The 25,895-nt window shown below is 29.1% G+C and carries 21 protein-coding genes and 1 pseudogene; 1 reads left to right on the top strand and 21 read right to left on the bottom strand.

Going from position 1 to position 25,895, the window contains the following annotated elements; all coding sequences use genetic code 11:
* Positions 1-30 precede the first annotated feature (30 nt).
* From E0D94_RS03810 to E0D94_RS03730, 18 genes and pseudogenes are all read right to left on the bottom strand, one after another.
* Complete coding sequence (locus E0D94_RS03810) at positions 31-2,187, bottom strand: Tex family protein (RefSeq protein WP_130805976.1); 2,157 nt, start codon at positions 2,185-2,187, stop codon at positions 31-33.
* Positions 2,188-2,342: 155 nt separating this feature from the next.
* Positions 2,343-3,143, bottom strand: a complete 801-nt coding sequence (locus E0D94_RS03805; protein ID WP_130805975.1) for an HAD family hydrolase — start codon at positions 3,141-3,143, stop codon at positions 2,343-2,345.
* 52 nt (positions 3,144-3,195) lie between these two features.
* Positions 3,196-4,122, bottom strand: a complete 927-nt coding sequence (gene pfkB, locus E0D94_RS03800) for a 1-phosphofructokinase (protein WP_130805974.1) — start codon at positions 4,120-4,122, stop codon at positions 3,196-3,198.
* 9 nt (positions 4,123-4,131) lie between these two features.
* Entirely contained in the window at positions 4,132-4,986 is an 855-nt protein-coding gene (locus E0D94_RS03795) for a tagatose bisphosphate family class II aldolase (protein ID WP_130805973.1), read from the bottom strand.
* Complete coding sequence (nagA, locus tag E0D94_RS03790) at positions 4,987-6,141, bottom strand: N-acetylglucosamine-6-phosphate deacetylase (protein WP_130805972.1); 1,155 nt, start codon at positions 6,139-6,141, stop codon at positions 4,987-4,989. It abuts the gene before it with no gap.
* Positions 6,142-6,150: 9 nt separating this feature from the next.
* Entirely contained in the window at positions 6,151-6,576 is a 426-nt protein-coding gene (gene agaF / locus E0D94_RS03785) for a PTS galactosamine/N-acetylgalactosamine transporter subunit IIA (RefSeq protein ID WP_130805971.1), read from the bottom strand.
* 62 nt (positions 6,577-6,638) lie between these two features.
* Positions 6,639-7,481, bottom strand: coding sequence for a PTS system mannose/fructose/sorbose family transporter subunit IID (locus E0D94_RS03780; RefSeq protein ID WP_130805970.1), 843 nt, complete (start codon positions 7,479-7,481; stop codon positions 6,639-6,641).
* The gene (agaW, locus tag E0D94_RS03775) at positions 7,471-8,238 is read right to left on the bottom strand and encodes a PTS N-acetylgalactosamine transporter subunit IIC (RefSeq protein WP_130805969.1); all 768 of its coding nucleotides are present in this window, start codon (positions 8,236-8,238) and stop codon (positions 7,471-7,473) included. The genes E0D94_RS03780 and agaW overlap by 11 nt, the downstream gene beginning before the upstream one ends.
* A 69-nt stretch (positions 8,239-8,307) precedes the next feature.
* A complete protein-coding gene (agaV, locus tag E0D94_RS03770) occupies positions 8,308-8,784 on the bottom strand; it encodes a PTS N-acetylgalactosamine transporter subunit IIB (RefSeq protein WP_130805968.1) in 477 nt (158 codons plus the stop codon).
* Positions 8,785-8,812: 28 nt separating this feature from the next.
* Positions 8,813-9,985 carry an SIS domain-containing protein gene (locus tag E0D94_RS03765; RefSeq protein WP_130805967.1) on the bottom strand — a complete coding sequence of 391 codons (1,173 nt, stop codon included), beginning with the start codon at positions 9,983-9,985 and terminating at the stop codon, positions 8,813-8,815.
* A 17-nt stretch (positions 9,986-10,002) separates the two neighbouring features.
* Positions 10,003-10,698: pseudogene (locus E0D94_RS03760) on the bottom strand (GntR family transcriptional regulator).
* 192 nt (positions 10,699-10,890) lie between these two features.
* Positions 10,891-12,132: a Gfo/Idh/MocA family protein gene (locus E0D94_RS03755; RefSeq protein WP_130805966.1), complete on the bottom strand. Its 1,242-nt coding sequence runs from the start codon at positions 12,130-12,132 to the stop codon at positions 10,891-10,893.
* 101 nt (positions 12,133-12,233) lie between these two features.
* The gene (locus E0D94_RS03750) at positions 12,234-13,208 is read right to left on the bottom strand and encodes an N-acetylglucosamine kinase (RefSeq protein ID WP_130805965.1); all 975 of its coding nucleotides are present in this window, start codon (positions 13,206-13,208) and stop codon (positions 12,234-12,236) included.
* Between the two features lie 17 nt (positions 13,209-13,225).
* Positions 13,226-13,390: a DUF6903 family protein gene (locus E0D94_RS14715; RefSeq protein WP_165442810.1), complete on the bottom strand. Its 165-nt coding sequence runs from the start codon at positions 13,388-13,390 to the stop codon at positions 13,226-13,228.
* 11 nt (positions 13,391-13,401) lie between these two features.
* Positions 13,402-15,564, bottom strand: a complete 2,163-nt coding sequence (gene gnpA / locus E0D94_RS03745) for a 1,3-beta-galactosyl-N-acetylhexosamine phosphorylase (protein WP_130805964.1) — start codon at positions 15,562-15,564, stop codon at positions 13,402-13,404.
* Positions 15,565-15,569: 5 nt separating this feature from the next.
* Positions 15,570-16,427 (bottom strand): carbohydrate ABC transporter permease, encoded by an 858-nt coding sequence (locus E0D94_RS03740; RefSeq protein ID WP_130805963.1) that lies wholly within the window; start codon positions 16,425-16,427, stop codon positions 15,570-15,572.
* A 15-nt stretch (positions 16,428-16,442) separates the two neighbouring features.
* Entirely contained in the window at positions 16,443-17,333 is an 891-nt protein-coding gene (locus E0D94_RS03735; RefSeq protein ID WP_130805962.1) for a carbohydrate ABC transporter permease, read from the bottom strand.
* A gap of 69 nt (positions 17,334-17,402) precedes the next feature.
* Positions 17,403-18,752: a carbohydrate ABC transporter substrate-binding protein gene (locus E0D94_RS03730; protein WP_130805961.1), complete on the bottom strand. Its 1,350-nt coding sequence runs from the start codon at positions 18,750-18,752 to the stop codon at positions 17,403-17,405.
* 152 nt (positions 18,753-18,904) lie between these two features.
* Here E0D94_RS03730 and E0D94_RS03725 point away from each other — a divergent pair, with 152 nt between their 5' ends.
* Complete coding sequence (locus E0D94_RS03725) at positions 18,905-19,729, top strand: AraC family transcriptional regulator (RefSeq protein WP_130805960.1); 825 nt, start codon at positions 18,905-18,907, stop codon at positions 19,727-19,729.
* A 15-nt stretch (positions 19,730-19,744) separates the two neighbouring features.
* On the opposite strand, the gene E0D94_RS03720 is transcribed toward E0D94_RS03725, so the two are convergent.
* The 3 genes from E0D94_RS03720 to secA form a co-directional block, all read right to left on the bottom strand.
* Positions 19,745-21,841 (bottom strand): methyl-accepting chemotaxis protein, encoded by a 2,097-nt coding sequence (locus E0D94_RS03720; RefSeq protein WP_165442853.1) that lies wholly within the window; start codon positions 21,839-21,841, stop codon positions 19,745-19,747.
* A gap of 156 nt (positions 21,842-21,997) precedes the next feature.
* Positions 21,998-23,105, bottom strand: a protein-coding gene (gene prfB / locus E0D94_RS03715; protein ID WP_207289625.1) for a peptide chain release factor 2 whose coding sequence is annotated in 2 segments (ribosomal slippage) — positions 21,998-23,029 and positions 23,031-23,105 — 1,107 coding nt in all. Because the reading frame shifts where the segments join, the coding sequence is not laid out codon by codon here.
* 9 nt (positions 23,106-23,114) lie between these two features.
* Positions 23,115-25,853: a preprotein translocase subunit SecA gene (secA, locus tag E0D94_RS03710; RefSeq protein ID WP_130805958.1), complete on the bottom strand. Its 2,739-nt coding sequence runs from the start codon at positions 25,851-25,853 to the stop codon at positions 23,115-23,117.
* Positions 25,854-25,895 lie beyond the last annotated feature (42 nt).

Here is a 25,895-nt window from a genome sequence, read left to right as displayed (position 1 = left end):
TATTTTAATTTGTTTATATTATAAATTTATTTAAATACCCTTCATTGTAAGTGATACTCTACCTTTTTGTAAATCTACATCCATAACTTTTACTTTTACACTATCTCCTACTGAGACTATGTCCATTGGATTTTTTACGTATTTATCACTTAACTGAGATATATGAACTAAACCATCTTGTTTTACTCCAATATCTATAAATGCACCAAAATCTACTACATTTCTTACTGTTCCACTTAATACCATTTCAGGTTTTAAATCTTCCATCTTAAGTACATCTGATCTAAATACTGGCTTAGGCATATCTTCTCTTGGATCACGTCCTGGCTTTTCTATTTCTTTTACTATATCTTCTAATGTTGGAACTCCCACTTCTAGTTCTTCTGCCAATTCTTCTATTGATCCATTTTCTACTATTCTAGATTTTATATCTTTAAGTTTTCCACTTTTTATATCTTCCTTTGAATAACCTAATCTGTTTATTAATTTCATAGTTATATCATAACTTTCAGGATGAACTGAAGTATTATCAAGAGGATTATCTCCTTCTGATATTCTAAGGAATCCTGCACATTGTTCAAAAGTTTTTCCACCAAGTCTTTTAACTTTTTTAATTTCTTTTCTATTTTTAAATCTTCCTATCTCTTCTCTATATTTTACTATATTTTTAGATACTGCAGGTGATAAACCAGCAACATAGTTGAGAAGTGAAGGTGATGCTGTATTTAAATCTACTCCAACTGTATTAACACAATCTTCTACTACTGATTTAAGAGAATGTGAAAGTTTAGATTGATTTAAATCATGCTGATACTGACCTACTCCTATGCTTTTCGGATCAATTTTTACTAATTCTGCAAGAGGATCTTGAAGTCTTCTACCTATACTTATTGCTCCTCTTATGGAAACATCTATATCTGGATATTCTTCAGTTCCAAGTTTAGATGCAGAATATACTGAGGCTCCTGCTTCTGATACAATTGTATAATATACCTTTTTTTCTATTTCATTTAACATGCTGGATATAATAGCTTCAGTTTCTCTTGAAGCTGTACCATTCCCAATTGGAATAATATCTATATCATATTTTTCTATTATATCTTTCATTATTTTTTTAGATTCTTCTACTTTATTTTGTGGTTCGTTTGGATATATAGTAGTATAGTATAATAATTTTCCTGTTTCATCTAATACTGCAATTTTACATCCTGTTCTAAAACTAGGATCAATAGCCATAACTCTTACCCCAGACACTGGTGGTATCATAAGAAGTGGCTTTGTATTTTTTGCAAATACTTTTATTGCTTCTTCTTCTGCTCTTTCTGTAAGTATTGATCTTATTTCTCTTTCTATGGATGGAGAAATAAGCCTTTTATATGAATCTTCTATAGCTTCTATTATAGCGGATTTAAAAATGCTATTTTCATTTATTATAGTATTCCTTTTTAAATAGTCTAATATTATATCATCTGGAGTTATTAGATTTATCTTTAATATACCTTCTTTTTCTCCACGGTTTATTGCAAGTATTCTATGATTTGCTATCTTTTTAACTTCTTCATTATATTCATAATACATTTCATATACTGAGTTTTTATCTTCTTTAGATAATGTTGAAGAAATTACAGATTTATTATACAATACTCCTCTAATATATTTTCTAAAATCGGCATTATCAGATATAATTTCAGCTATTATATCCTTTGCACCATCTATTGCCTCTTGTATTGAATTTACTTCTTTTTCTTCATCAATATATTCTTTTGCTACTTCTTCAATGCTTCCAACTTCTATTTCTTGTTCGAGCATAATGTCAGCTAATGGTTCAAGTCCCTTTTCTTTTGCTTTTGTAGCTCTTGTTCTTCTTTTTTGTTTAAAAGGCCTATATAAATCTTCTACTCTTTGTAATTTTTCTGCAGATAATATTTCTTTTTCTAATTCATCTGTAAGTTTTTCTTGTTCATCTATTAAACGAATTACTTCTTCTTTTCTAGATTCAAGATTTCTAAGGTAAGTAAGTGACTCATCTAAATCACGTAAAAGTTCATCAGATAATCCCCCTGTTACTTCTTTTCTATATCTTGCTATAAAAGGTATTGTATTACCTTCATCAATTAAATTAATAGTGTCTTCTACTTGTTTTTTTCTTATATTAAATTCTTCTGCCAGTTTTAATACTATATCCATTTATTTTCCTCCTAAAATTACTGATCCCACAGCTTAAAATTCTAATTATCCATCTTGAATATGATGTATAAAGAATTGTATAACTCATGGATAAGACTACTATTCATCAGAAATGAATCTGATTGAGTCTTACTTCATGTTATTATTATATAGTTTTAGGAAGATTTACTCAAATTTATTTTTTCTTTAATTGCTTCTATTACCCCATTTTCATCATTAGATTTTGCTATGAAATTAGCATCCTTTTTGAACTCCTCTGGAGCATTTTCCATAGCATAACTATATTTTGCTTCCTTTAGCATTGGAGTATCATTAAAATAGTCACCAAAAGCCATTGTTTCCTCTTTTTTTATATTAAATTTTTCTTGTATCATCTTGAGTGCTATACCTTTGTCGGTATCTTTGTTATATACATCTAACCAAAACTCGCCTGATACCGAAACTTTAGCTTCATTACCAAAATGTGGTGAAAAATATTCATTATATAAACCTTCAATATTTTCTGGATGATATACAGCTATTTTTAATATTTCATCATCAATTGTTTCTAAATCATCTACTATTTCATACTCTTTATAATATTTCTCTATTTCATCTATTATTTCTTTTTTATCAGTATCTAAATAAGCTTTTCTCTTGCCAGAAAGCACCAGGTGTACATCTTTCATATTTTCTACTTTTTTTATAATTTCTTTTACTTGAAGGTAATTTAATTCTTTAGAATATAATTCTTCCTCTTTGTACATTACCATAGTACCATTATCTGCAATAAATGCCATATCATCAGCATAGTCATTAAAATTTTCTCTTAATTTATAATATTGTCTTCCACTTGCTGCCACGAATTTTATACCTTTTTCTCTTAATTTGTTAAAAACATCTGAAAATTCATCACTGATATTACCATCACTTTGTACCAGTGTTCCATCCATGTCTGTTGCAATAAGTTTTATCATTTTATCCACCTTCCTTTTATAGATAAATAGCTGAGGATTAATCCTCAGCTATTTATATTTTTCTTACTTTTATTTTTTTTCTTAATTCATTTACTTTTTCTATGTCGATACTACCTGTTCCTTTTTCCATTGCATTACTCATTCCACAAGCATTTGCATATTTTAATATATCTTGAATATCAAGACCTTTTGAAAATGAGTAGGCAAACCCAGCTACTGAACTATCACCTGAACCTACTGTATTCTTAATTTTTATTTTTGGTATATCCACTTTGAAATTTCCTTCTTCACCAAAAAAGTACATTCCATTACTTCCAAGTGATACTAAAATATTTTCTGCACCTTTTCTTAATATCTTATGGGCTGCCATTTTTATAGCCTCTTCACAATCTAGTCTTATGCCAGTTATATTTTCTAATTCTTCTTTATTTGGTTTCACTAAAAATGGATTTGACTTTAAATTTTCTAAAAATGCATCTCCACTTGTATCAAGTATTACCTTTTTATTATATTTTTTTGCTATTTTAATTATATCAGAATAAATATTTATATCTACTCCTTTAGGTAAGCTACCTGATATAGCAATAATATCTAATTTCTCTAATTGTAGTTCAAGTTCTTTTAGAAATTTATTTTTATCTTCTTTTGATATAACTGGACCTTTTTCTAATATTTCAATATTATCATTATTATCATCAATTATATTTAAACATGTTCTTGTTGTTCCATTAATAGATGTAAAACTATCATTTATACCTAATTTTGATATTTCATTTCTTATAAAATCACCTGTATTCCCACCTAAGAAACCAAATCCAGTTACATCCTCACCTAAAATTCTTGCTACTCTTGAAACATTTAAGCCTTTACCTCCAGCACTAGCCATATAATCTTCTGTTCTTTTGACAGTATTTTTTTCTAAAATGTCTATATTATATCGTCTATCTACTGCTGGATTTAATGTGATTGTTCCAATCATTTTATCACCTTATGCCTTATCATTACTATTACATAATAATATTTTCTTTTTAACTAATTCTTTCATACTAGCTTTAGCATCTTTCATATATTTTCTTGGATCATTAGCTTCTGGGTTTTCTTTTAAATAATTTTTTAGTTGGTCAGAAAAAGCTATTTTTAATTCTGTTGCAATATTTACTTTGCAAATTCCAAGTTCTATACATCTTTTAACAGTTTCATCAGGTACATCAGATGCACCATGTAATACTAGAGGAACATCAACTCTTTTCTCTATCTTTTCTAGTCTTTCAAAGTCTATATTAGGTTCTGATTTATATAATCCATGTGCTGTACCTATTGCTACAGCAAGAGAATCTATTCCAGTTCTTTCTACAAAGTCATTTGCAAGTTCTGGATCTGTTAATTGAGATTCCGATTCATCTACTACTAAATCATCCTCTACACCTACTAATTTTCCAAGTTCCGCTTCAACAGATACATCATATTTTTTTGCAAAATCTACTACAGATTTAACTTTTGCAATGTTTTCTTCATAAGGAAGAGCCGATGCATCAATCATTACTGCTTTTGCTCCAAGTTTTATAGCACGTTCTATAGCTTCTACATCTTCATGATGATCTAAATGATATGCAATAGGTACATTTGAATTTTTTGCTGCTGCTTTCATTATATTTATAAGATAATCTTCACCAGCATAACCTACTGTTCCTGGAGTTGCTGCAAGTATTACAGGAGAATTTAATTCATTTGCAGCTTCCACTACTACTTGCACTGTTTCTAAGTTGTGAATATTAAATGCTGGTACTGCATATCCACCTTTTCTAGCATCTTCTAATAAATTTTTACTTGATACAATAAACATCTACATCTTCCTTTCGTAAACAATGTTACCTTCTACTATAGTCATATATATATTAAATTCATCATCTATTATAGTGATATTTGCTTTCTTATTTTGTTTTATACTACCTACTTTGTCATCTATTCCTATAGCTTTTGCTGGTATAATTGATGCAAGTCGTATAGCTTCATATAAATCTATACCTGTGGCCTTTTTTATATTTTTTACTCCATTTTTAATCTTAAGAGTACTTCCTGCAAGAGAACCATATTCAGTTCTAGCTATAGAATTTTTTACATTTACTTTTAATTCTCCTAAAGAATATTCTCCATCTTCAAGTCCACCAGCTCTCATACAATCACTTATAAGATATAATTTATCATTTTTCTTTAATCTATAGAGTATTCTCATAACTGCTGGATTCACATGAATATTATCTGCTATTAATTCTGCATATATATCTTCACTATCCATTATTGCCCCTACTACACCAGGTTCCCTATGATGAAGTCCTGTCATACCATTAAAAGTATGCACACCAATTTGCGCACCATTTTTTATAGCATCTATGGTCTGTTCATAAGTTGCATTTGTATGACCTATTGATGTTTCAATACCTTTTTCTTTCAAATATTTAATGATTTCTTCTGAGTTTTCTTTTTCTGGAGCTATTGTTACAACTTTAAGTGTATCCTTAGATACTTCAATAAGCTTTTTTATTTCATCTAATTTAAGTTCTCTCATAAAGTTTACTGGATGAGCTCCTTTATGCTCTTCAGTTAAATATGGTCCTTCCAAATATGTTCCTAAAACCTCTGCACCTGTTAGTCCTTTGTCTTTAGATTTAACTACATTTTCTATAGCCTTTTCTATTTTTTCCATAGGTGCTGTAAGTGTTGTAGCTAAAAATGAAGTTACACCATTTTCAGCAAGATATTTAGATATATTGTCTAAAGAATTATAATCAGCATCCATAACATCATATCCATTTGCTCCATGTATATGAAGGTCTATTAATCCTGGAATAACCTTTAATTCTCCTACATCTATAACATTTACTTTTTCATCATTTTGTTTTGATATTTTTTCTATTTTTCCATGGTTTATTATAATATATCCATCTTCTAAAATATTATCTTCAGTATATATTTGTTTTGCTTTTATAGCATATTTCATATTATCACCTTATATCCCGTCATCTTCATCCTGTTGTTTTTGCTTTTTCTTCATTTCAAAAGTTACTATTTGTTTTTTTCCTACTTCCATTGCTCTATTTTTAAGCTCTAATAAATCTACATTTTCTCTATCAAATAATATTTCCATTATCATTGGTACATTTGTACCTGCTATTACTTCAATATCATCATGTTCCATTGATAGTTCTACTGCCATTTTAAAAGGAGACCCTCCTGGAATATCTGTAAATATTAAAGTACCTTCTGTATTCATCTTTTCTATTTTTTCTTTTAAATTATTTTTTAAATCATCTGTAGAATGATTTTCTAAAAAATCTACAGTAGCTACATTTTCTTGTGTACCTGCTACAAGTTCTATAACTGAATTTATCCCTTTAGCAAATTCACCATGGCCTGCTATTATTAAACCTATCATTTTTTATCTCCTTTCATTTAAAATATGGAAGACCAGTGGTCTTCCATATTTAATTATGTTTATTAAAATAATCCTAAATATTGTCCTGCTACACCAAATACTACTGTTATTCCAATAAGAGCAAGTGGTGACCAACCTTTTTTAAGTAAATAATACATTAAAAATGCATAGCCAAGTGGAAGCATTTTTGGCATTATTTGATCTAGTACACCTTCTTGAAGATTAACTTCTGCTTCTCCTGCTTTTATTACTACATCTAATGATAAATTGATGTATGAAGCAATTAATGCCCCTACAACTGTAAGTCCAAGTATTGAAGCAGCTCTTGAAACTAATTTTGTACTTTCTTTTAAAATTCCTATTGAGTTAACTCCTGTTCTATAACCATAATGCATTAACCCAAATCTAAGACCAAAATGAACAATATTAAACATTATAAGGAATATTATAGGTCCTGCTACACTACCATCTATAGCAAGTGAAGCACCAATACCAGCACTAATTGGTAGTAAAGTTAACCAGAATAATGCATCTCCTATTCCTCCAAGAGGTCCCATTGTTGCAACCTTTATACCACGAATTGTTTCAGTATCATTTTTATTTCCTTCCATTGCTGCAACTATTCCCATTACAAATGTTACAAGGAATGGATGAGTATTGAAAAATTCCAAATGCATTTTCATTGATTTTGATAAATCTTCTTTTTTCTTATGAATTTTTTCAAGTGCTGGAGCCATTGAGTATAACCAGCCACCAGCTTGCATTCTTTCATAGTTAAATGATGCTTGTAAAAGTAATGATCTCCAAGCCATTTTATTTAAGTCTTTTTTATCTAATTCTACAGGTGTCTGATCTTCATATTCTGGATTAACAACTAATTCTTCTTTATTAACATTAGATTCCATCAGTATATACCTCCTCACTAGGTGGTGGTGTATTACCTTTATTTTTACCATTATAGAAATCATACATTGCTATTGCAGCTCCTATAAGTGCTACTGCAAGGATTGGTAATTCTAAATAAGCAACAAGTACGAAACCTATAATTAAAAATGCTACATATTGAGTCTTAAACATTATTTTAAGAAGTAATGCAAAACCTATTGCTGGCATCATTCCACCTGCAGTAGATAATCCATCTATAAATGTTTGTGGTAACATATTTACAACTGATTCTGCAGTGTCTGCTCCAAAGTAAATAGGTAAAAATACAACTATGAAGTATGATACGAATAATATTGCAAGTCCTAAATAATTAATTTTATCAATACCTTTTAAATTAGCTTTTTCTGCATATTCATCTGCTTTATGCATTACAGGTGAGAATGCTGTAAATAATAATGTTATTCCTGCTTGTGCTGCGACTGCAAATGGTACAGCTATACCAACTGCTACTGATGGCTCTTGATTTGCAAGTATTGCAAAAGATGCACCAATTATACCACCTACAACAACGTTTGGTGGTTGAGCCCCTGCAAGTGGCGCCATTCCCATCCAAACAAGTTCTAACATACCGCCTGTTATAAGTCCAGTTTGAACATCTCCAAGTATAAGACCTACTACAAGTCCTGATACTAATGGTCTGTGAATATGTGTAAGACCATTAAAAAGGTCAATACCAGCTATTCCAGCCCAAAGTGCTAAAAGTAAAGCATCTAACATATAATTACCTCCTTATTTTTTAATGTCTAAGAGCTATAGAGCTTGAAAGCTCAATAACTCTTAGAAAATTTATATCATTTCCATGATATTTTTGTTCCTTTTATCATCAGGAACTTTTCTCATATCAAATGTTACACCTAAATCATGTAATTCTTTAAAAGTCTTTTTATCATCTTCATCTACAGAAATAGTTGAAGTAAGTTGTTCCTTACCTTCTGCATAATGCATATTTCCAATATTTACTTCTTTTATAGGCACTCCACCTTTTACAAGAGTAAGCACATCTTGAGGTGTCTTAACTACTAAAAATATTTTTTGTCTATCTGCTGCTTTATGAATTACATCTATAGTTTTTTGAAGTGTGAAAAATCTTGTAGCTACAGTATCTGGTAATACCATGTCCATTAAGTTTTGTCTTACTTCATCTTTTGCAACTTCATCATTTGCAACAAGTACTAGGTTTGCGCCTAAATGACTGGTCCATGTAACACCTACCTGACCATGAACAAGTCTATTATCAATTCTTGTAAGTAAAATATTTGGCATCAAATCACTCCTCTTATATTTTAAAATTTTATTTATTATAAGGGTATATAGTTACCCCTTTTACTACTCTGTTAACACTTCCATCCGGACTGGGATTATCTGGATTTATTCCTATATTTATAGATTTTAATACTGAAATTATTTGTGGTATTATCACATAATCAATTGATAAATAAGCTTTATCTAAACTTGATTTGCTATCAGTTAAAGCTATATGATAATGGCTTAAATTTTCAATCTCAATTTCCTTTGTTTCTGATATAGCTAAAACTTTATATTTGCTATCAGGATTATATAATTCTTTTAAAAGATCCATTTCATATTTTAAAGTATACTCATTACTAGATAAAAACATTACAATAAGTGTTTCATCATCCATTATTGATTTAGGACCATGTCTAAATCCAAGAGGTGTATCATATTTAGTCACTATTTCTCCCTGAGTTAATTCTAATAATTTAAGTGAAGATTCTCTTGATAAACCATAGAATGAGCCAGATCCAAGATAAATTATCTTTTTAAATTCAGCATTTGAAATTGTTTCAATTAAATCTGTATTGTTTAGTAAATCTTCTCCAATAGAGAATAATTTATTGATATCCTTTTTGATATTTTCTATATTATCTAAATCAAAAATCATTAGTGAAGATAATACCATTGAAGTATAGCTACTTGTCATAGCAAAACCTTTATCATTTGATTCTTCTGGTAAAATAATAGATTTATCCATTTCTGGATTAATATTTTGAGCAAGCTTTCCATCTTTGTTACAAGTAATTACAACTTGATAAAGTTCGTCTACTAAATTACGTGCAAGTTCAATTGTTGCAACAGATTCAGGGCTATTCCCAGAACGAGCAAAGGATATTAAAAGTGTTGGAACACTCTTTTTAAGATATGTTTCAGGTTCAGATACTATATCTGTTGTGTGAATTGACTCAACATCCACATCTAATTTCTTTTTTATACTAGGAACAACAGTATCACCTATAAACCCAGATGTACCAGCTCCTGTAAAAATTATTCTTAGGTTTTTCTTAATTAGTATGGTATCTAAAAAGTCTTTTAATTCATCTTTTTTAGAGTCTATTATTTTTAGTGTATCTTTCCATACTGAAGGTTGATTATATATTTCAGAAGAAGTTATATATCCACCTTCATTTTTTAATTTTTCTACATCATTACCAAAGATTTTGTTCAATTCTTTCACTCCTAAATTTATTTTTCTAGTATTACTCTATATTCAAACTTATCTCCTCTAGCTATACTTACTGTATATTCTATAACTCTCTCATTTTCATAAGTATATCTTTCAATCATCATGCTAGGTACTTTTCTACTAACTTTAAGTATTTCTGATTCATCTTTCCTTGTGTTAACTGGTCTAAACTTTTCTTCTGCTTTTGAAAACTCAACATTATATTTACCTCTAAAAATATCATACATTGCATTTTCCTCTAATTACTCTCTGGTTAAGTTTGGAAATCTTACCATAGGTAAATATGATGTTTCAAGCATTATAGGTTCATCATCTGCAAGTCTTAACCTTGTAAATTCATATAAATTTTGATTTGTTTTAACACCTAGCTTTCTAGCTAATCTTTCATCACTCTTTATTTTTTTAAAATCTAACACTTTAGAAGTTGGTGTTTTACCTATCTTTTTCATTTCATCAGTAAAACTATAAAACTTAAATAAATCTTGTTTAAATGATTTAGGTGAAACAAATATCCCTCTTCCATGCTCTTTATAAATATATCCATCTTTTTCAAGTTCATTCATTGCCTGCCTTACAGTTGAGCGACTTATTTCAAATCTTTCGCATAACTCTCTTTCAGAAGGCAACTTATCATGCTCAGCAAAAGTTCCTTTCTTTATATCATGAACTATAATTTCATATAGTTGATAATACAAAGGTAATTTATTATTTTTGTCTATTTCTATCAATTCATCACCTTCTCACATCGTCATGTTGTACGTACCAGTTGTTGTTTTTATTCTACACCTTTTCTGATAACGTTGTCAAGAGTTTTATTAAAATATATGCAAAAATCCTTAAAAAAATTCTTCTACAATATAGAATAATATTAATTGGTAGTAAAAATCTTATTTATTCATAAATTCTTTTATATCTATTGTCTTTTTTAGAACTCTTGATTCTTCTGCTGCAAATGCCATTATATGACTTTCTACTGAAGTACTAGCATACGTAAGTCCTTTTCCTCTTTCAGATAATATTGAAGCTACAAAATCATTCATTATACCTGTATCTCCACCACCATGTCCACCAGATACAACTTGCGGATTATAAATTATTCTTTCATTAGAATCAAATAATTGTACCTCTATTTCATTTTTACTATCATCTGCTATAATTTCTCCAAGGGTTCCCATAACCCTTATAGTTCTATGTACCTTATTAGTAAATGCAGATAAATTAAATGTAACTGTAACATCATTATCAAATTCTAAAATAGTTGATTGATGATCACATACATTATTATCACAAAGATATACGCATCTACCATATGGACCAGATTTAACTGCTTCTTTTACAGCTTCTTCTGTTTGAATTTCAGATATTACAGTTGATGGCCAATTTCCTATATTTTTATAATATAATTTTTTTGCTGAATATGGACATATTGCTTCTACTTTACAATCTACACATCTTTCCTCTGCACCTTCTGGATGATTTTTTTCTTTAAAATAGCTTAAACTTCCAAATGAAGATATATTAGTACAATTACTACCTACAAGCCATAATAATATATCCATATCATGACAACTTTTTTGTAAAATTAGTGGACTTGATAAATCTGAATTTCTCCAATTCCCTCTAACAAAACTATGAGCAAAATGGAAGTATCCGATATTTTCATTATGTGATATAGTCATAAGCTTTCCAATTTCACCACTATCAATAATTTCTTTTATTTTACTGAAAAATGGTGTATATCTAAGTACATGAGCTATTAAAAATTCTCTTTTATTTTCCCTAGCAAGTTTCCCAAGTTCAATACACTCATCTGCTTTATTAGACATAGGTTTTTCTAATAATATGTGATATCCCTTTTTAAGAGCAATACTTGCTGGTTCAAAATGAGTGTCATCTGGTGTAGCAATTACAACTGCATCACAAAATTTTTCTTTTTCTAAAAGTTCTTCCCAAGATTCAAAAATGAACTCCTCATTTATTCCATGTCTTTCTGCAAACATATTTCTTTTGATTTTATTTGGTTCAGCTACAGCAACAAATTCTATATTTTCAGGATTTTTTATAGCATATTCCCCATATATATCCTTGCCTCTTTGTCCTGCACCAATTAATGCAACTTTAATTTTCATAAAATTAACTCCTTTCTAAATATTATTTATATAGATTATATCACAAAACACTCTCTAGCCTTATAAGCTTATAAGGCTAGAGAGTATTTCAAGTTAAATACTTATATATTGTTTTCTTTTAAATTCTTAACTATATCTTCCTTAACTTCACCAAAATACAATTTACTTGCATATAATGCTGCACCTTTTATTGGGGAAAATACTGGGCTTATTAATTTAATATCTCTATTTAAGCCTTCTAAATATTTTCTTAAAGGTTCTAATATATGCTTCCCTGCTTTAAACACTCCACCTGAATATGACACTATTATTTTTTCATTTTCACTAAAATCAAGTTTTTCTATTACTGCATTTATAGTAAGAAAATGTTCATATGCTGCCTCATCATATATTCTAACTGCATATTTATCTTCTTTTTCTGCTGCTATTGAAGTGATTTTTGCAAGTTTAGATAATTCATTTCTTTTAACATACTCTGCTGTACTCATTATATCTATTAAATCAAAGTCATCTTCTAATTTAAAATGTTCTCTTAATATATCATATAGTTGTGTACGTTCTAATCTTCCATCTGATTGTTTTGAGAAGGTTTCAAGTAATTTTTTAGCTAACCAATATGCAGAACCTTCATCTCCTATGAAGTGACCCCAACCACTTGAACGAGCCGATTTTCCATTTCTATCTATACCGAAACCTATAGCACCAGTTCCAGCTACTATATTTATTCCTGGTTTACAAGCAAGAGATCCTGCCCAACCTACCTCGGAATCATTGCCTATTTTAAAATCTGTTCCATTTAATATTTCTTTTATTATCCCTTCTAATATAGGCATATCAGCTACTATTTCACCATATCCTGGTATACCAAGATATGAATAATCTATATTATTTATATTTATATTTGCTAGAGTACATATTTCTTCTATACCGTTTTTTATCACATCTCTAAAAGTATCAAAAGATGTATTCTTATAATGACATGTTTCTTTTATCTGATGTGAAAGTACATTACCTTTTTCATCTATCAATATAAATTCTGTAGTACTTCCGCCACCATCTATACCTAAAAAATTCAATATATCACCTCATAATATTAAACATATTTTTTATTATATAAATATAGCTCTACTAGAAGAACAGCCAGACCAATCATCATCATTGATACTCCCGTAAGGTCTCTTATTGTTTGACCTTTTATTATTAAATATAGAGAAATTATAAAAAATAAAGTTGCAAGTATTCCTTTAATTTTATTCACAATTATCACCTCTATATATTCATCCAGCGTATTTCACCTGGTTTTAATTCTACCATATATGAGTTTCCATTACCATCATATATAACTGATTTTTGCATTTCATCAGTGTTATTTGTTATTGCATATTTATTTATATCAGGATATGCATTTACTTCTACTGCTGTATTTTCTGCAAAATATTTATATAATTCTTCCTCTTTATGAGATGCATAGAACATTGAACGCATAAGTAATCTTGAATTATCCTCATTATATGGAAATCCTGCAATATATACTGCACGTCCTTTACCATAATCATTTGAAGATAAATGAACTTCTCCATTACTATATTCTATTATGTCAGTTTTTTCTGTTAATGCATAAACATTATTCATACTTTCTCCAAAGTCGATCTCTCTTTTTATATCTTTAGTTATGAAGTGTTCTTCTATTTCTTTATCAAAATATTTATCTGTACTTAATGAAAAACTAAGTTCCTTATCTACACCTAAAGCATCTGCAAGCTGAAAATATCTACCTTGATGATGAATAGCAGATGGTTCACCTATACCTATGAATCCACCACCATTATATATCCATTTTCTTACGGTGCTAATTAATTTTTCATCTAACCATTCACTTCCACCACTAAATGCAGTTCCTGCGACTCCTGCATTTATTATTACATCAATATCTTCATTTATGCCATTGCTTTTTACATCATCAAATGATATAAATTCAACATCTACACTCATACCACTTAAAGATTCTAATATTCCAAGGTAAGAATAAATTTGTTTATACCATAATGCATGAGCCACCATAAATGTTTGCCATGATCTTATTTTACCCCAAGAATTAAGTATTGCAACTTTTAATCCACTATATGGCTTTACTCCGTTTATAGTATCATATATTTCTCTAAATTCATCTGCAACATTTTCAACATATTCTACAAATTTAGGGAATTTGTATGCAAGAGATAAATATCCACCATATCCTATTCTATCTACTGGTTTTCTCATTATAGCACGTCTTGCAGATAACCAATTATCTTTAGCTTCTATAACTGGATCATTTCCTTCTCTAAAAGTATCCGGGAAAAAGTATGGTAAAAATCTTCCTTCTGTATATTTTACATGTGGTATTTCAGATATCATTCTAAGTGTAGCTCCATCTCCAACAGAACCTACTACCCCATCTAACCCTATATTTTTGAAATAATTACCATAAGGTTCAGTACCAATCCAATTATCTCCTAAAAACATCAGTGCTTCTTTTCCAGAATCATGTACTTTGTCAACTAATTTTTTTGCAGTTTTTGATACAAATTGTTGCTGAAAATCCATGAAATCTAAAAATTCTTTCGATGGTATTCTAAATGGAGAATTATAGTACCCTTGATCAATTATATATTCAGGTCTTAATCTATATCCCTTTTCCTTTTCAAAGGCTTCTAAAGCTTCAGGAGAAACTGATGCACTATAGCCAAACCAATCTACAAATTTTTCTTTTCCATTATCATTAAATACAAGTGTAAAATGATAGAAGAAAGTTGTAAACCTAACTACATCAGTGTCATTATTTTCTTCTAGCCATTTATCCATATATTCTTCTATAAACTTAGCTGATTTTTCTTTTCTTACATCAAAAGGAATATCATGTTCTTTATCTCCCCAATCATTTGTTATATGATTGTACATTTGAGTAGGATCCCATATAGCATATACTAAAAATGAAACAGTATATTCATGAAATTCTTTTGTATTATTTACTTTTACTATATCTTTTTTACTGTCTACTTCCCAATCAGCTATATCTACTACTTCACCTGTTGTTCTATCTATAACTTCCCACCATTTTTTAGGGTCATGATCATAATCAGGTTTTACTTGTTCACTAAAATATCCATCCATAAATTTAATTTCAACTGTATTTGATTTAGCCATATTGAAATTACTCATTAGATATAAATGTTGACATTCATCCATATTTTGTTTTGCAAACTCGTTATGACCTCTACTTACAAAATATGTTGTATAAATTTTTGCATCTAATTTTTTAAGTTCATCTGAAAGCTTAGTACCATCACTATCTCTTATGGCATCGGCACCCCATCTATTTAATATTTCTTTAGTTTCTTTTAAAAATCCTGTTTCACTAGGTAATGTTAAATTTCCTTTTCTCTTAACCATTTATATCATCCTTTCACTCCGCCAACGGTCATACCTTGGGTTAATTTCTTCTGTACTAAAATATATAAAATCAAAGTTGGAAGCATTACAATTACAAGCCCTGCATAAAGTTGTCCATAATTAGCTGCAGCTTTTTGTGATTGCATAAGATTAATTAATCCAACTGGTAATGTCTTTGATGAATTTGGCATTAATGTTAAAGCTATAATGTATTCATTCCAAAATGCCAAAAAGTTAAATAATATTACAGTTATAATACTTGGTCTTGCCATTGGTATCATTACCTTTGCCATAGTGGCAAAATACCCTGCACCATCAATAAATGCTGCTTCTTCAAATGCTTTTGGTAATGTTTTAAAGAAATTAGACAATAAATACACTGTAAATGGAATAGCCGTAGATGCATATACTAAGGCTAAAACCACAATATTATCTAAGAAAAATCCTTCTCCCATAATGTTCATAAGAGATTTATCCCAATCAAGTAACATTAAAAATATTGGTACTACTATATAGTTCACATTTACAAATAATCCTGCCATAAGAAGTCTATTAATAAACTTCTTGCCTCTAAATTCAAATCTAGCAAGTACATATGCTGCTGGTAATGATACTGCAAGTAATATAACTAATCCAAGGGATGTTGCTATAACTGAATTTAGGAAATACTCTCCCATATTAGCTTGTTGTATAGCTTCTATAAAATTTTCAAAATGAAATCCTTCAGGTAATGACCAAGGATTCCCATAGAATTCTGAGTTTTCTTTCACTGATGCCATAAAAACCCATCCTACTGGTATAATTATGCTTGCAGCCAAACTTATAAGAGCAACATATATAAAAGCTTTATAAAGTTTACCCATATTTTTACCTCCAATTTAATACTGTAATGTGTCTCTTTTTGTTATCTTGTTTATTACACCTGATAATAGGAATGAGAATATAAATACTATTACACCAATACTCATACCATATCCATATGAAGCATTGTTATAGGATTGCTTATACATATATGATAAGAATACCTCAGATGCACCATCAGGGCCTCCACTTGTCATTATTTTTACAAACAGGAAGCTTAAGTTAATTGAACTTATTATGAAAAATATAAGTGAAGTTCTTATTGTATCCCATACTAAAGGAAGTGTAATTTCAAAAAATTGTCTTATTTTGCTTGCACCTTCAATATCTGCTGATTCATATAATTGATTAGGTATAGAACTCATACCTGCCATATAAATTACCATATAATAACCTATAGCTTGCCAAATCATAGCTCCAGCTATAGAGTAAATTACAATGTCCTGATTGCCTAAAAACTGTATACTTTTAAAACCTTCTCCATTTATTAAGGATAAAAAACTATTTATTAATCCTTGACTTGGATCATATATTGCTGAAAATATTGAAGATATTACTACAACCGATAATATATTAGGGATATAAAATATTACTCTAAAGAAATTTTGTCCCTTTAAATTTTCCTTTACAAGTATTGCAGCAAACATAATTGCAATGGCAAGTGTCACAATAGTCACTACCACTATTAAAAATACTGTATTTTGAAAAGATCTAATAAAATTCTCATCTTGTATAAGTATCTTAAAATTATTTAATCCTACAAATAATTTATTTGAAGAAAGTCCTCCCCATTTATACAAACTCATTAAAAATACTGAAAATGTTGGATATATCATAAAAACTGAAAATAATATAAGCGCTGGAGAGAGACAAAGAATTATAAATCTTTTTAGACTTTTATTGTTCATAATCTATCACCTCTTAAAATATATATGGTGGATAATGTTATCCACCATATACTATTTGTTTACTCTTAATTATTGATTTTGTTTAGCTTCACTTATTTTTTCTACTGCTTCCACTACTTCACTATGCCATTCATCAACTGTTTTATCACCTGTAACAACAGAGTTTATTGTTCCAAACAATATACCAGTTCCACTAGTTAAATCTACTCCTTCAACTGGAGGAGCTGATGCAAATCCACCCATAGCTGGTTTTGCGCCTTCATCATATATTGAATAGAATAATTTATTTGGATCATCATCACTCATCATATCTGAAGCACCTTTTATAGGTTGAACTGCTCCTGATTTATCATATATGATTTGTGCTGCTTCATCTGAATACATATATGCCATAAATTCTTTAGCTAAATCAGCATTTTTTGCATCATTTGGTATATACATTTGCTCAAAGAATGTATATGAATAACTATCCCCATCTTCTGTTACCTTAGGTAATGCAGAGAATCCCCATTCAAAACCATCTACTCTTGGAGCATCTTTCATTTCACCAGGTAACCATGTACCATTTGGAATAAATAATGCTTCATTATCTAATATTAATTGTTGATTCTTAGTAAAATTTTCTCCATTAGCTTGAGAAACTGTATTTTCATGAGTATATTTTGCAATATCTCCTACGATTTCAAAGGCTTTTTTAGCTTCGTCACTTTTCCAAGCTTCTACATCATAATTCATTGCCTTATTAAATAATTCTGAACCACCTGTTTCATTTAATAATGCATAGAAGAATGCATCAAAATACCCTGTTGTAGGATAAGTAAATAGTGCCATATCACCTTTAGCTTCTTCTCCTAATTTCATAAAATCATCCCAAGTTTCAGGCTTTTCATATTTTTCATCAAAGTTATTTGCATTATAGAATAATCCTGTTGGCGCATAAAACAATGGTGCTAAATAAGTTTTTCCATCTTCATATGGATTTGTAATTAATGTATCTGTAAATCCGTCAATTATTTTATCTTTAACCTTTACATCTTCACCTGGTACATCCATTTCTAATACATCATCTATATCTTGTATTGCTTTTTCTTTAATTAAAGTATCTGTTAATTTACCTTCTCCACCTACTGCTAAATAAATTATATCAGGCACATTACCTGCTTGTATTTGAGGTCTTAATACTTCTGCTATATTCTTTTCTAAAGTTAATTCAACCTTAACTCCTTCATGAGATTCTTCAAATTTCTCTGCAATTGCTTCCCAGTGCTCCGTCTTATATCCACCGTTTAAACCTGCTATCTTTAATACTTTTTCTCCATCACCGGAACCGTTTTCACCGGAGTCAGATGAATCGTTTGAACAAGCTACTGTTGTAAATACTAAACTTAAAACTAATAATACCGCTAGAAACCTTTTCATTGTAAGTCCTCCTTTTTTATACTCTATTTAAATACATTATACTTTTTTAAAAATACAATATCTATAATTATATTGATTGTTTTTTTATATATATTGCTTTTTTTCTATTAAATCAATATAATTAAATAGTATCTACTATTAGGAGGATTAATATGTCAAATATACTATATAAGTTTGAAAAACAGGAAGAAATGAGTATAACGCCAGAACTTTTATATGTATCAAAAGCTAAATATGATGAGGACTGGCATTCTACAATGCATATGCATCCATTTACTGAACTTTTTTATGTTACTCATGGAAAAGGAATATTCAAAATAGAAGATAAATTATTTGAAGTAAAAAAGGATGATTTGCTAATAGTGAACTCCAATGTAATTCATACTGAATCATCTAATGGTAAAAATCCATTAGAATATATAGTTCTTGGAGTAGAAGGACTTTTTATAGACGATAAACTTCCATTTACTATATATAATTTTAATGATAAAAAAGAAGAAATTTTATATTTTCTAGAAAAAATTATAACTGAAATCGAATCACAAGATAATTTTTATATAAATATATGTCAAAATTGCTTAGAAATATTAATATTTAATATAATGAGACTTTCATCTCATAATATGGTGTTAGATAAAAATAAAAATGTAACCAAAGAATGTTCTTATATTAAAAATTACATTGATACCCATTATGCTTCAAATTTGACTCTTGATTCATTAGCATCTATTGCATATATGAATAAATACTATATGACAAGAGTTTTTAAAGAAAATATAGGTGAAACTCCTATAAACTATTTGATAAATAAAAGAATATCTGTTTCAAAAATATTACTTGAAACAACAGAATATTCTTTATCTGAAATTTTTAGAATTGTTGGGTTTTCAAGTCAATCTTATTTTAATCAAATTTTCAAAAAAAGAGTAAATATGACTCCTAGACAATATAGAAATAAAAATAAATCCTTCGACTAGTCGAAGGATTTATTTTTATTTTACTTTAAATTGACTTACGATACTTACTAATTCATCAGCCATAAGATCTAAAGTATCTGCAAGACCTTCTACATGGTCTATAGCTGATTGTTGTTCTTCACTGCTTGCAAGTACAGTTTGAGTTCCAGCACCTGTCTGTTGACTTACTGCACTTACTTCTCTCATACTCATTTCTATTTCATTTATACCCACTGTTAACATATTAGCTATAGCTGCAAAATTAGCTATTGCATCATTCACTCGTTTTGTTTCCTCTTTTATATTGTCAAAGGATTCTGTAGCTTTATTTATTACATTGCTACCTTTATTTACTTCCTCTATGCTTTCATTCATGGATATAGTTACATCACTCATATCACTTTGTATATTATTTATAATTTTTACTATATCTTTTGAAGCATTCCCAGTTTGCTCAGCTAATTTTCTTATTTCATCAGCTACTACAGTAAACCCTCTACCTGCTTCTCCTGCTCTTGCTGCTTCTATTGCTGCATTTAATGCAAGTAAATTTGTTTGATTTGATATATTATCAATAAATGTGATTATTTTGCCTATTTCTTTAGTTTCTTCAGTAAGTGAAGATATTTTTTTAGATGAATTTTCTACTTTATCAATAATACTTTCTATTGCCTTTTGTGTATCATTTATATGTACTGTTCCTAGGGATGCCATATCTGTAGCATGACCTGCAGCATCTTTTATATCCTTTGCCTTTTCATCTACTTCTACTACTTTTTTGCTCATTTCATCAATTATCATATTTGTTGCATCTACAGATTGGATTTGATTTTCTGTACCTGTTGCCACTTGTTCAACTACAGCAGAAATTTCTTCTGAAGCTCTTACTGTATGATATGATTTTTCTTTTAAATCCTCAATTGATTTCTTTATATTATCTGAAGAGAAGTTTACTTTCTCTATAACACTAGTTAAAGATTCTATCATACTATTAAATGATTCTTGAAGTAAACCTATTTCATTTTTAGATGTCACTTTTATATTTTCTGTCATATCTCCATTTTTTATTTTTTCAGCACTTTTTCCTAAATCTATAATTGGTTTTGTAAATACTCTAGATATAATTGCTGTAAGTATTGCTATAATAATTCCTGCTAAAATTACTATTATACTAGTTCTTTTTAATGCTCCAGAAGCCATATTCTCTATTTCTTTTGTATCTTGCTCTACAACTACACCCCAATTAGTATAAGGCACAGTAGTATATGCTCCTATTACATCTTTTCCAGTTTCTGTTTCATATCTTTCAACATCCGTTTTACTTTTTACTGCCTTTTGTGCACCTATATTTCCTTCTTCTACAAAATTATATCTTTTTACTATTTTATTTTTAAAATCTTCATGACCTATTACAATTCCTGTTTTATCTACTATGTATGGGTTACCTGTATTACCTATTTTTTGAAATTTAACAATATTACTAAGTTCATCTACATTTAGTTTAGCTGCAATTACTCCTTTAACTTCTAATAATTTATTTTTTATAGGAATAGAAATCATTACACCAGGTTTTTTTGTATTATTATCTATAAATGAATTTGTAACATATTCTGAACCTTTCTTACTCATTACAAAATATAATTCATTTGCAAGAGTACTTGTAGTCTCTTTTGTGCCAGCTATAGCATTACCATCCATATCTATAACATAAATATCTTCTATTGATGATATCTCATCTCTTACACTTTTTAATAAACTATTGGCATCCCTTTCTTCCATATTACTAAAATCATTTGAATTTGAAAGTGTTTCAATAGCACTAAAAGAATTAAGAACCATATAATTTGCTTGATTAGCTATAGATTTTGCAATTGTCAAATTTGATCCTTTACTCATTTCTATCATATTTTTCTTTTCAAAATTATAATTCACTACTCCTATTATAATTATAGGTATTAGTGAAAGTAATAATACCATTGTTATAAGCTGATTTTTAATACTATTTTTAGTTTTAATACCCTTTTTCTTATTTTTTTTAATTTTTTTAAAATTTAAAGGGATTTGTTTCCACTTAAAACCTTTAAATTTAGTAAAGGGATTTTTAATCTTTTTATTCTTCAGTTTTTTTAACAACATCTCTCCTCCATCCTTAGAATTATTTTACTCAATTATTATATATTCGACATTTTATATGTAATTCCTTTTTTTTATTAAAATTCCCATAAAAAATTCCCAGAAATGTTTAAAATGACTAAATTCATCGTAAACAATCTGGAAATTATTAAACTATTATTTTCTAGTTTCCTGTTTTAAATATTCATTTATAAATTTATCTATATCTCCATCCATAACTTTATCAGTATTACCTTCTTCTGTATTTGTTCTGTGATCTTTAATTAAATTATATGGGTGGAATACATATGAACGTATTTGAGAACCCCAACCTATTTGATTATAATTACCAGCTAAATCTTCAATTTTTTCTTTTTGTTCTCTTTCTTTTAGCTCTATAAGCTTTGATTTTAACATATTCATAGCTGTTGCTTTATTACTATGTTGTGACCTTTCACTTTGACATTGAACCACTATTCCAGTTGGAATATGAGTTATCCTTATGGCTGAGTCTGTAGTATTAACATGCTGACCTCCTGCACCACTTGCTCTATAAGTATCTATTCTAAGGTCAGAAGTTTCTATTTCTATTTCATCATCATCACTCAATTCTGGCATTACATCAATTGATGCAAAGGAAGTATGTCTCCTTCCAGATGAATCAAAAGGTGAAATTCTAACTAAACGATGTACCCCTTTTTCACTTTTAAGATACCCATATGCATTTTCTCCAACAATTGACATATCTACTGATTTTATTCCACCTTCAGTATCTTTTTGCATATCTAATATTTTCACTTTATAATTCTTTCTTTCTGCCCATCTAGAATACATTCTAAAAAGCATTTCTGCCCAATCTTGAGCTTCAAGACCACCCGCACCAGAATGAATTGATACAATTGCACTATTTTTATCATATTCACCACTTAATAATGTGGATATTCTAAACTCATCTAATTCTCTATCAATATATTCTACTTTTTTTTCAATAATATCTAAAAAACTCTTATCATTTTCTTCTTCAGAAAGTTGTATAGATATTTCAAGGTCTTCTATTTCATCATTTAATTCATCATATTTATCTATTTTTTGTTTTATAGAATTTAATTCTGATATAATTTTTTGAGCTTCATCATTATCATCCCAAAAATCTGTTCTTTGCATTTCACCTTCTAAATCTTTTGCCTTATCTCTAAGTTTAGACAAGTCAAAGTGAAACACCTACCTCTTTTAATCTGTTTTCAAATTCTTTTACTGTACCATTATATTTTTCTAGTTCTAGCATAAAACTCTCCTATCTACCGCAACATTTTTTATATTTTTTCCCACTTCCACAAGGACAAGGATCATTTCTTCCTATTTTTTCTCCTTTTACAACTGTTTTTTGCACAGGTTTTTTGTTGCCATGACTTGAACCTGTTACTTTTGCTACTCTTTTTCTCTCTATTTTTTCTTCTGGCTCTAAATTATATAAATATTTAACTGTTTCTTCTTGGATGTTTTTAATCATTTCATTAAACATATCATATCCTTCTACTTGATATGCTCGAACTGGGTCCTCGTTACCCATTGCACGAAGCCCTATTCCTTGACGTAATTGATCCATTGCATCAATATGATCCATCCATTTACTATCCACTACACGAAGAAGTATTACTCTTTCAAGTTCCCTCAATTGCTCACTACCTACTTCTTCCTCTTTTTCTTCATATTTTTCTATAGCTTTTGTATATATCTTTTCTTTTAATTCTTCTTTTATAATGTCTTCTTTATTTTGAATATCTAATTTTTCATCTTCTAAGAAAATAGGTGATAAATAATTTTCCATTCCTTCATAATCCCATTCCTCAGAATATTTAGAAGCTGCAGAATACATCTCTACTACACCATCGACCATATCTTTTATCATAGAAAATATATAGTCTTTCATATTTTCGCCTTCTAAAACTCTTCTTCTTTCCTTATATATAACTTCTCTTTGCTTATTCATTACATCATCATATTGAAGTACATTTTTTCTTATACCAAAGTTTTTACCTTCAACTTTTGATTGTGCTGACTCTATTGAACGATTTAAAAGTTTATGCTCAAGGGGTTCATCTTCCGGCATTCCTAATGTATCAACTATACCTTTTATTTTTTCACTTCCGAAAAGTCTCATTAAATCATCTTCAAGAGATATGAAGAATTTAGAAGCTCCTGGATCTCCTTGTCTTCCTGCACGACCTCTTAACTGATTATCTATACGTCTTGATTCATGTCTTTCTGTACCCATTATATATAATCCACCAGCATCAAGTACTTTTTTAGCTTCATATTTTGTATTTGCTCTATGTTTTTCTAACAATTTATCGTATTTTTCTTTAATATCATTTACTTCTGGATCATCACTTTCAAGTGGACTATCTGCAAGAGCTATTAAATGTTCAGAATATCCTTTTTTTCTTAAATCTGCTTTTGCCATAAATTCTGGATTACCACCAAGAACTATATCAGTACCACGACCAGCCATATTAGTCGCAATAGTTACAGCGCCAAGTCTACCTGCCTGAGATATTATCTCTGCTTCTCTCTCATGTTGCTTTGCATTTAAAACTTCATGCTTTATACCTTGTTTTTTAAGCAATCTACTTAATATCTCAGAGTTTTCAATACTAATAGTACCTACAAGAATTGGCTGTCCTTTCTCATGATGTTCTTTTATTTCTTCTATTATTGCATTAAATTTTGCCTCTACTGATTTATATATTAAATCTGAATTATCTTCTCTTATTACAGGCTTATTTGTTGGAATTTCTACTACATTCATATTATATATATGTCTAAATTCATCTTCCTCTGTTTTAGCAGTACCAGTCATACCAGATAGTTTGTCATACATTCTAAATAAATTTTGGAATGTAATAGTTGCAAGAGTTTTAGATTCTTTTTTTACATCTAATCCTTCTTTTGCCTCAATTGCTTGATGAAGACCATTTGAATAGCGTCTTCCAAACATAAGTCTTCCAGTAAAATCATCAACTATTATAACTTCACCATCATTTACTACATAATCTTTATCTTTCTGCATTATATTTTGTGCCTTAAGTGCTTGATTTATATGATGAGTAAGTTCCATATTTTCTGGATCAGCTAAATTTTCAACACCAAAAAATTGTTCTGCTTTTTTTACTCCTTTTTCTGAAAGTGTAACAGATTTAGCTTTTTCATCTATAGTATAATCCATTTTTTCTTCTTTCATTTCTCTATTAAATGGATCTTTCTTATTTTCACTTTCTTCTATTATTCTTCCTTCTAATGTACGTGCAAATGTATCAGCAGCACGATATAATTCTGTAGGTTTATCTCCTTGACCAGAAATTATAAGAGGAGTTCTAGCTTCATCAATAAGTATACTATCAACCTCATCAATTATTGCATAATGTAAATCTCTTTGAACCATTTCATCTTTGTATATAACCATATTGTCTTTTAAATAATCAAATCCAAATTCATTATTTGTACCATATGTTATATCACAATTGTAAGCTTCACGTCTTTCTTTAGTCTTTTTGCCATGAACTATTATTCCAGTAGAAAGACCTAGATAATTATATAATTTACTCATCATTTCACCTTGATATGATGCTAAAAAGTCATTTACAGTTATAAGGTGAGCGCCTTTTCCTAAAAGTGCATTTAAATATAATGGCATTGATGCAACAAAGGTCTTACCTTCACCTGTTTTCATCTCTGCAATATTACCTTCATGTAATACTATACCACCTAAAAGTTGCACTCTATATGGTCTAATTCCAAGTACTCTATCTGAAGCCTCTCTAACTACAGCAAAAGCCTCAGGTAGTATATCATCTAATGTTTCACCTTTTTCAATTCTTTGTTTAAATTCATCAGTTTTATTTTGTAATTCATTGTCACTAAGATTTTTCATATCATCTTCAAGTGATTCTATTTTATCTAATATAGGTTTTATTCTTTTTATTTCTCTACCACTATATGTTCCAAATATTTTTTCAAAAATACCCTTTACCATCAATCTACCTCCAGTTATAGCCTATCCTTATATTATAACATA

It is taken from the genome of Senegalia massiliensis (assembly GCF_900626135.1).
Classification (GTDB): domain Bacteria; phylum Bacillota; class Clostridia; order Tissierellales; family SIT17; genus Anaeromonas; species Anaeromonas massiliensis.
The sequence above is the reverse complement of the archived record's forward strand: the minus strand, read 5'-3'. Positions and strand labels throughout refer to the sequence as shown.

What these genes read in the sequence shown, in the direction of transcription:
- agaW (WP_130805969.1), bottom strand. Translation starts at nt 8,238, where the DNA reads ATGTTAGATGCTTTACTTTTAGCACTTTGGGCTGGAATAGCTGGTATT.
- E0D94_RS03735 (WP_130805962.1), bottom strand. Translation starts at nt 17,333, where the DNA reads ATGAACAATAAAAGTCTAAAAAGATTTATAATTCTTTGTCTCTCTCCA.
- E0D94_RS03805 (WP_130805975.1), bottom strand. Translation starts at nt 3,143, where the DNA reads ATGATAAAACTTATTGCAACAGACATGGATGGAACACTGGTACAAAGT.
- pfkB (WP_130805974.1), bottom strand. Translation starts at nt 4,122, where the DNA reads ATGATTGGAACAATCACATTAAATCCAGCAGTAGATAGACGATATAAT.
- E0D94_RS03780 (WP_130805970.1), bottom strand. Translation starts at nt 7,481, where the DNA reads ATGGAATCTAATGTTAATAAAGAAGAATTAGTTGTTAATCCAGAATAT.
- secA (WP_130805958.1), bottom strand. Translation starts at nt 25,853, where the DNA reads ATGGTAAAGGGTATTTTTGAAAAAATATTTGGAACATATAGTGGTAGA.
- E0D94_RS03795 (WP_130805973.1), bottom strand. Translation starts at nt 4,986, where the DNA reads ATGTTTATTGTATCAAGTAAAAATTTATTAGAAGATGCTAGAAAAGGT.
- agaF (WP_130805971.1), bottom strand. Translation starts at nt 6,576, where the DNA reads ATGATAGGTTTAATAATAGCAGGCCATGGTGAATTTGCTAAAGGGATA.
- E0D94_RS03740 (WP_130805963.1), bottom strand. Translation starts at nt 16,427, where the DNA reads ATGGGTAAACTTTATAAAGCTTTTATATATGTTGCTCTTATAAGTTTG.
- E0D94_RS03810 (WP_130805976.1), bottom strand. Translation starts at nt 2,187, where the DNA reads ATGGATATAGTATTAAAACTGGCAGAAGAATTTAATATAAGAAAAAAA.
- E0D94_RS03730 (WP_130805961.1), bottom strand. Translation starts at nt 18,752, where the DNA reads ATGAAAAGGTTTCTAGCGGTATTATTAGTTTTAAGTTTAGTATTTACA.
- nagA (WP_130805972.1), bottom strand. Translation starts at nt 6,141, where the DNA reads ATGAAATATGCTATAAAAGCAAAACAAATATATACTGAAGATAATATT.
- E0D94_RS03755 (WP_130805966.1), bottom strand. Translation starts at nt 12,132, where the DNA reads ATGAAAATTAAAGTTGCATTAATTGGTGCAGGACAAAGAGGCAAGGAT.
- agaV (WP_130805968.1), bottom strand. Translation starts at nt 8,784, where the DNA reads ATGCCAAATATTTTACTTACAAGAATTGATAATAGACTTGTTCATGGT.
- E0D94_RS03725 (WP_130805960.1), top strand. Translation starts at nt 18,905, where the DNA reads ATGTCAAATATACTATATAAGTTTGAAAAACAGGAAGAAATGAGTATA.
- gnpA (WP_130805964.1), bottom strand. Translation starts at nt 15,564, where the DNA reads ATGGTTAAGAGAAAAGGAAATTTAACATTACCTAGTGAAACAGGATTT.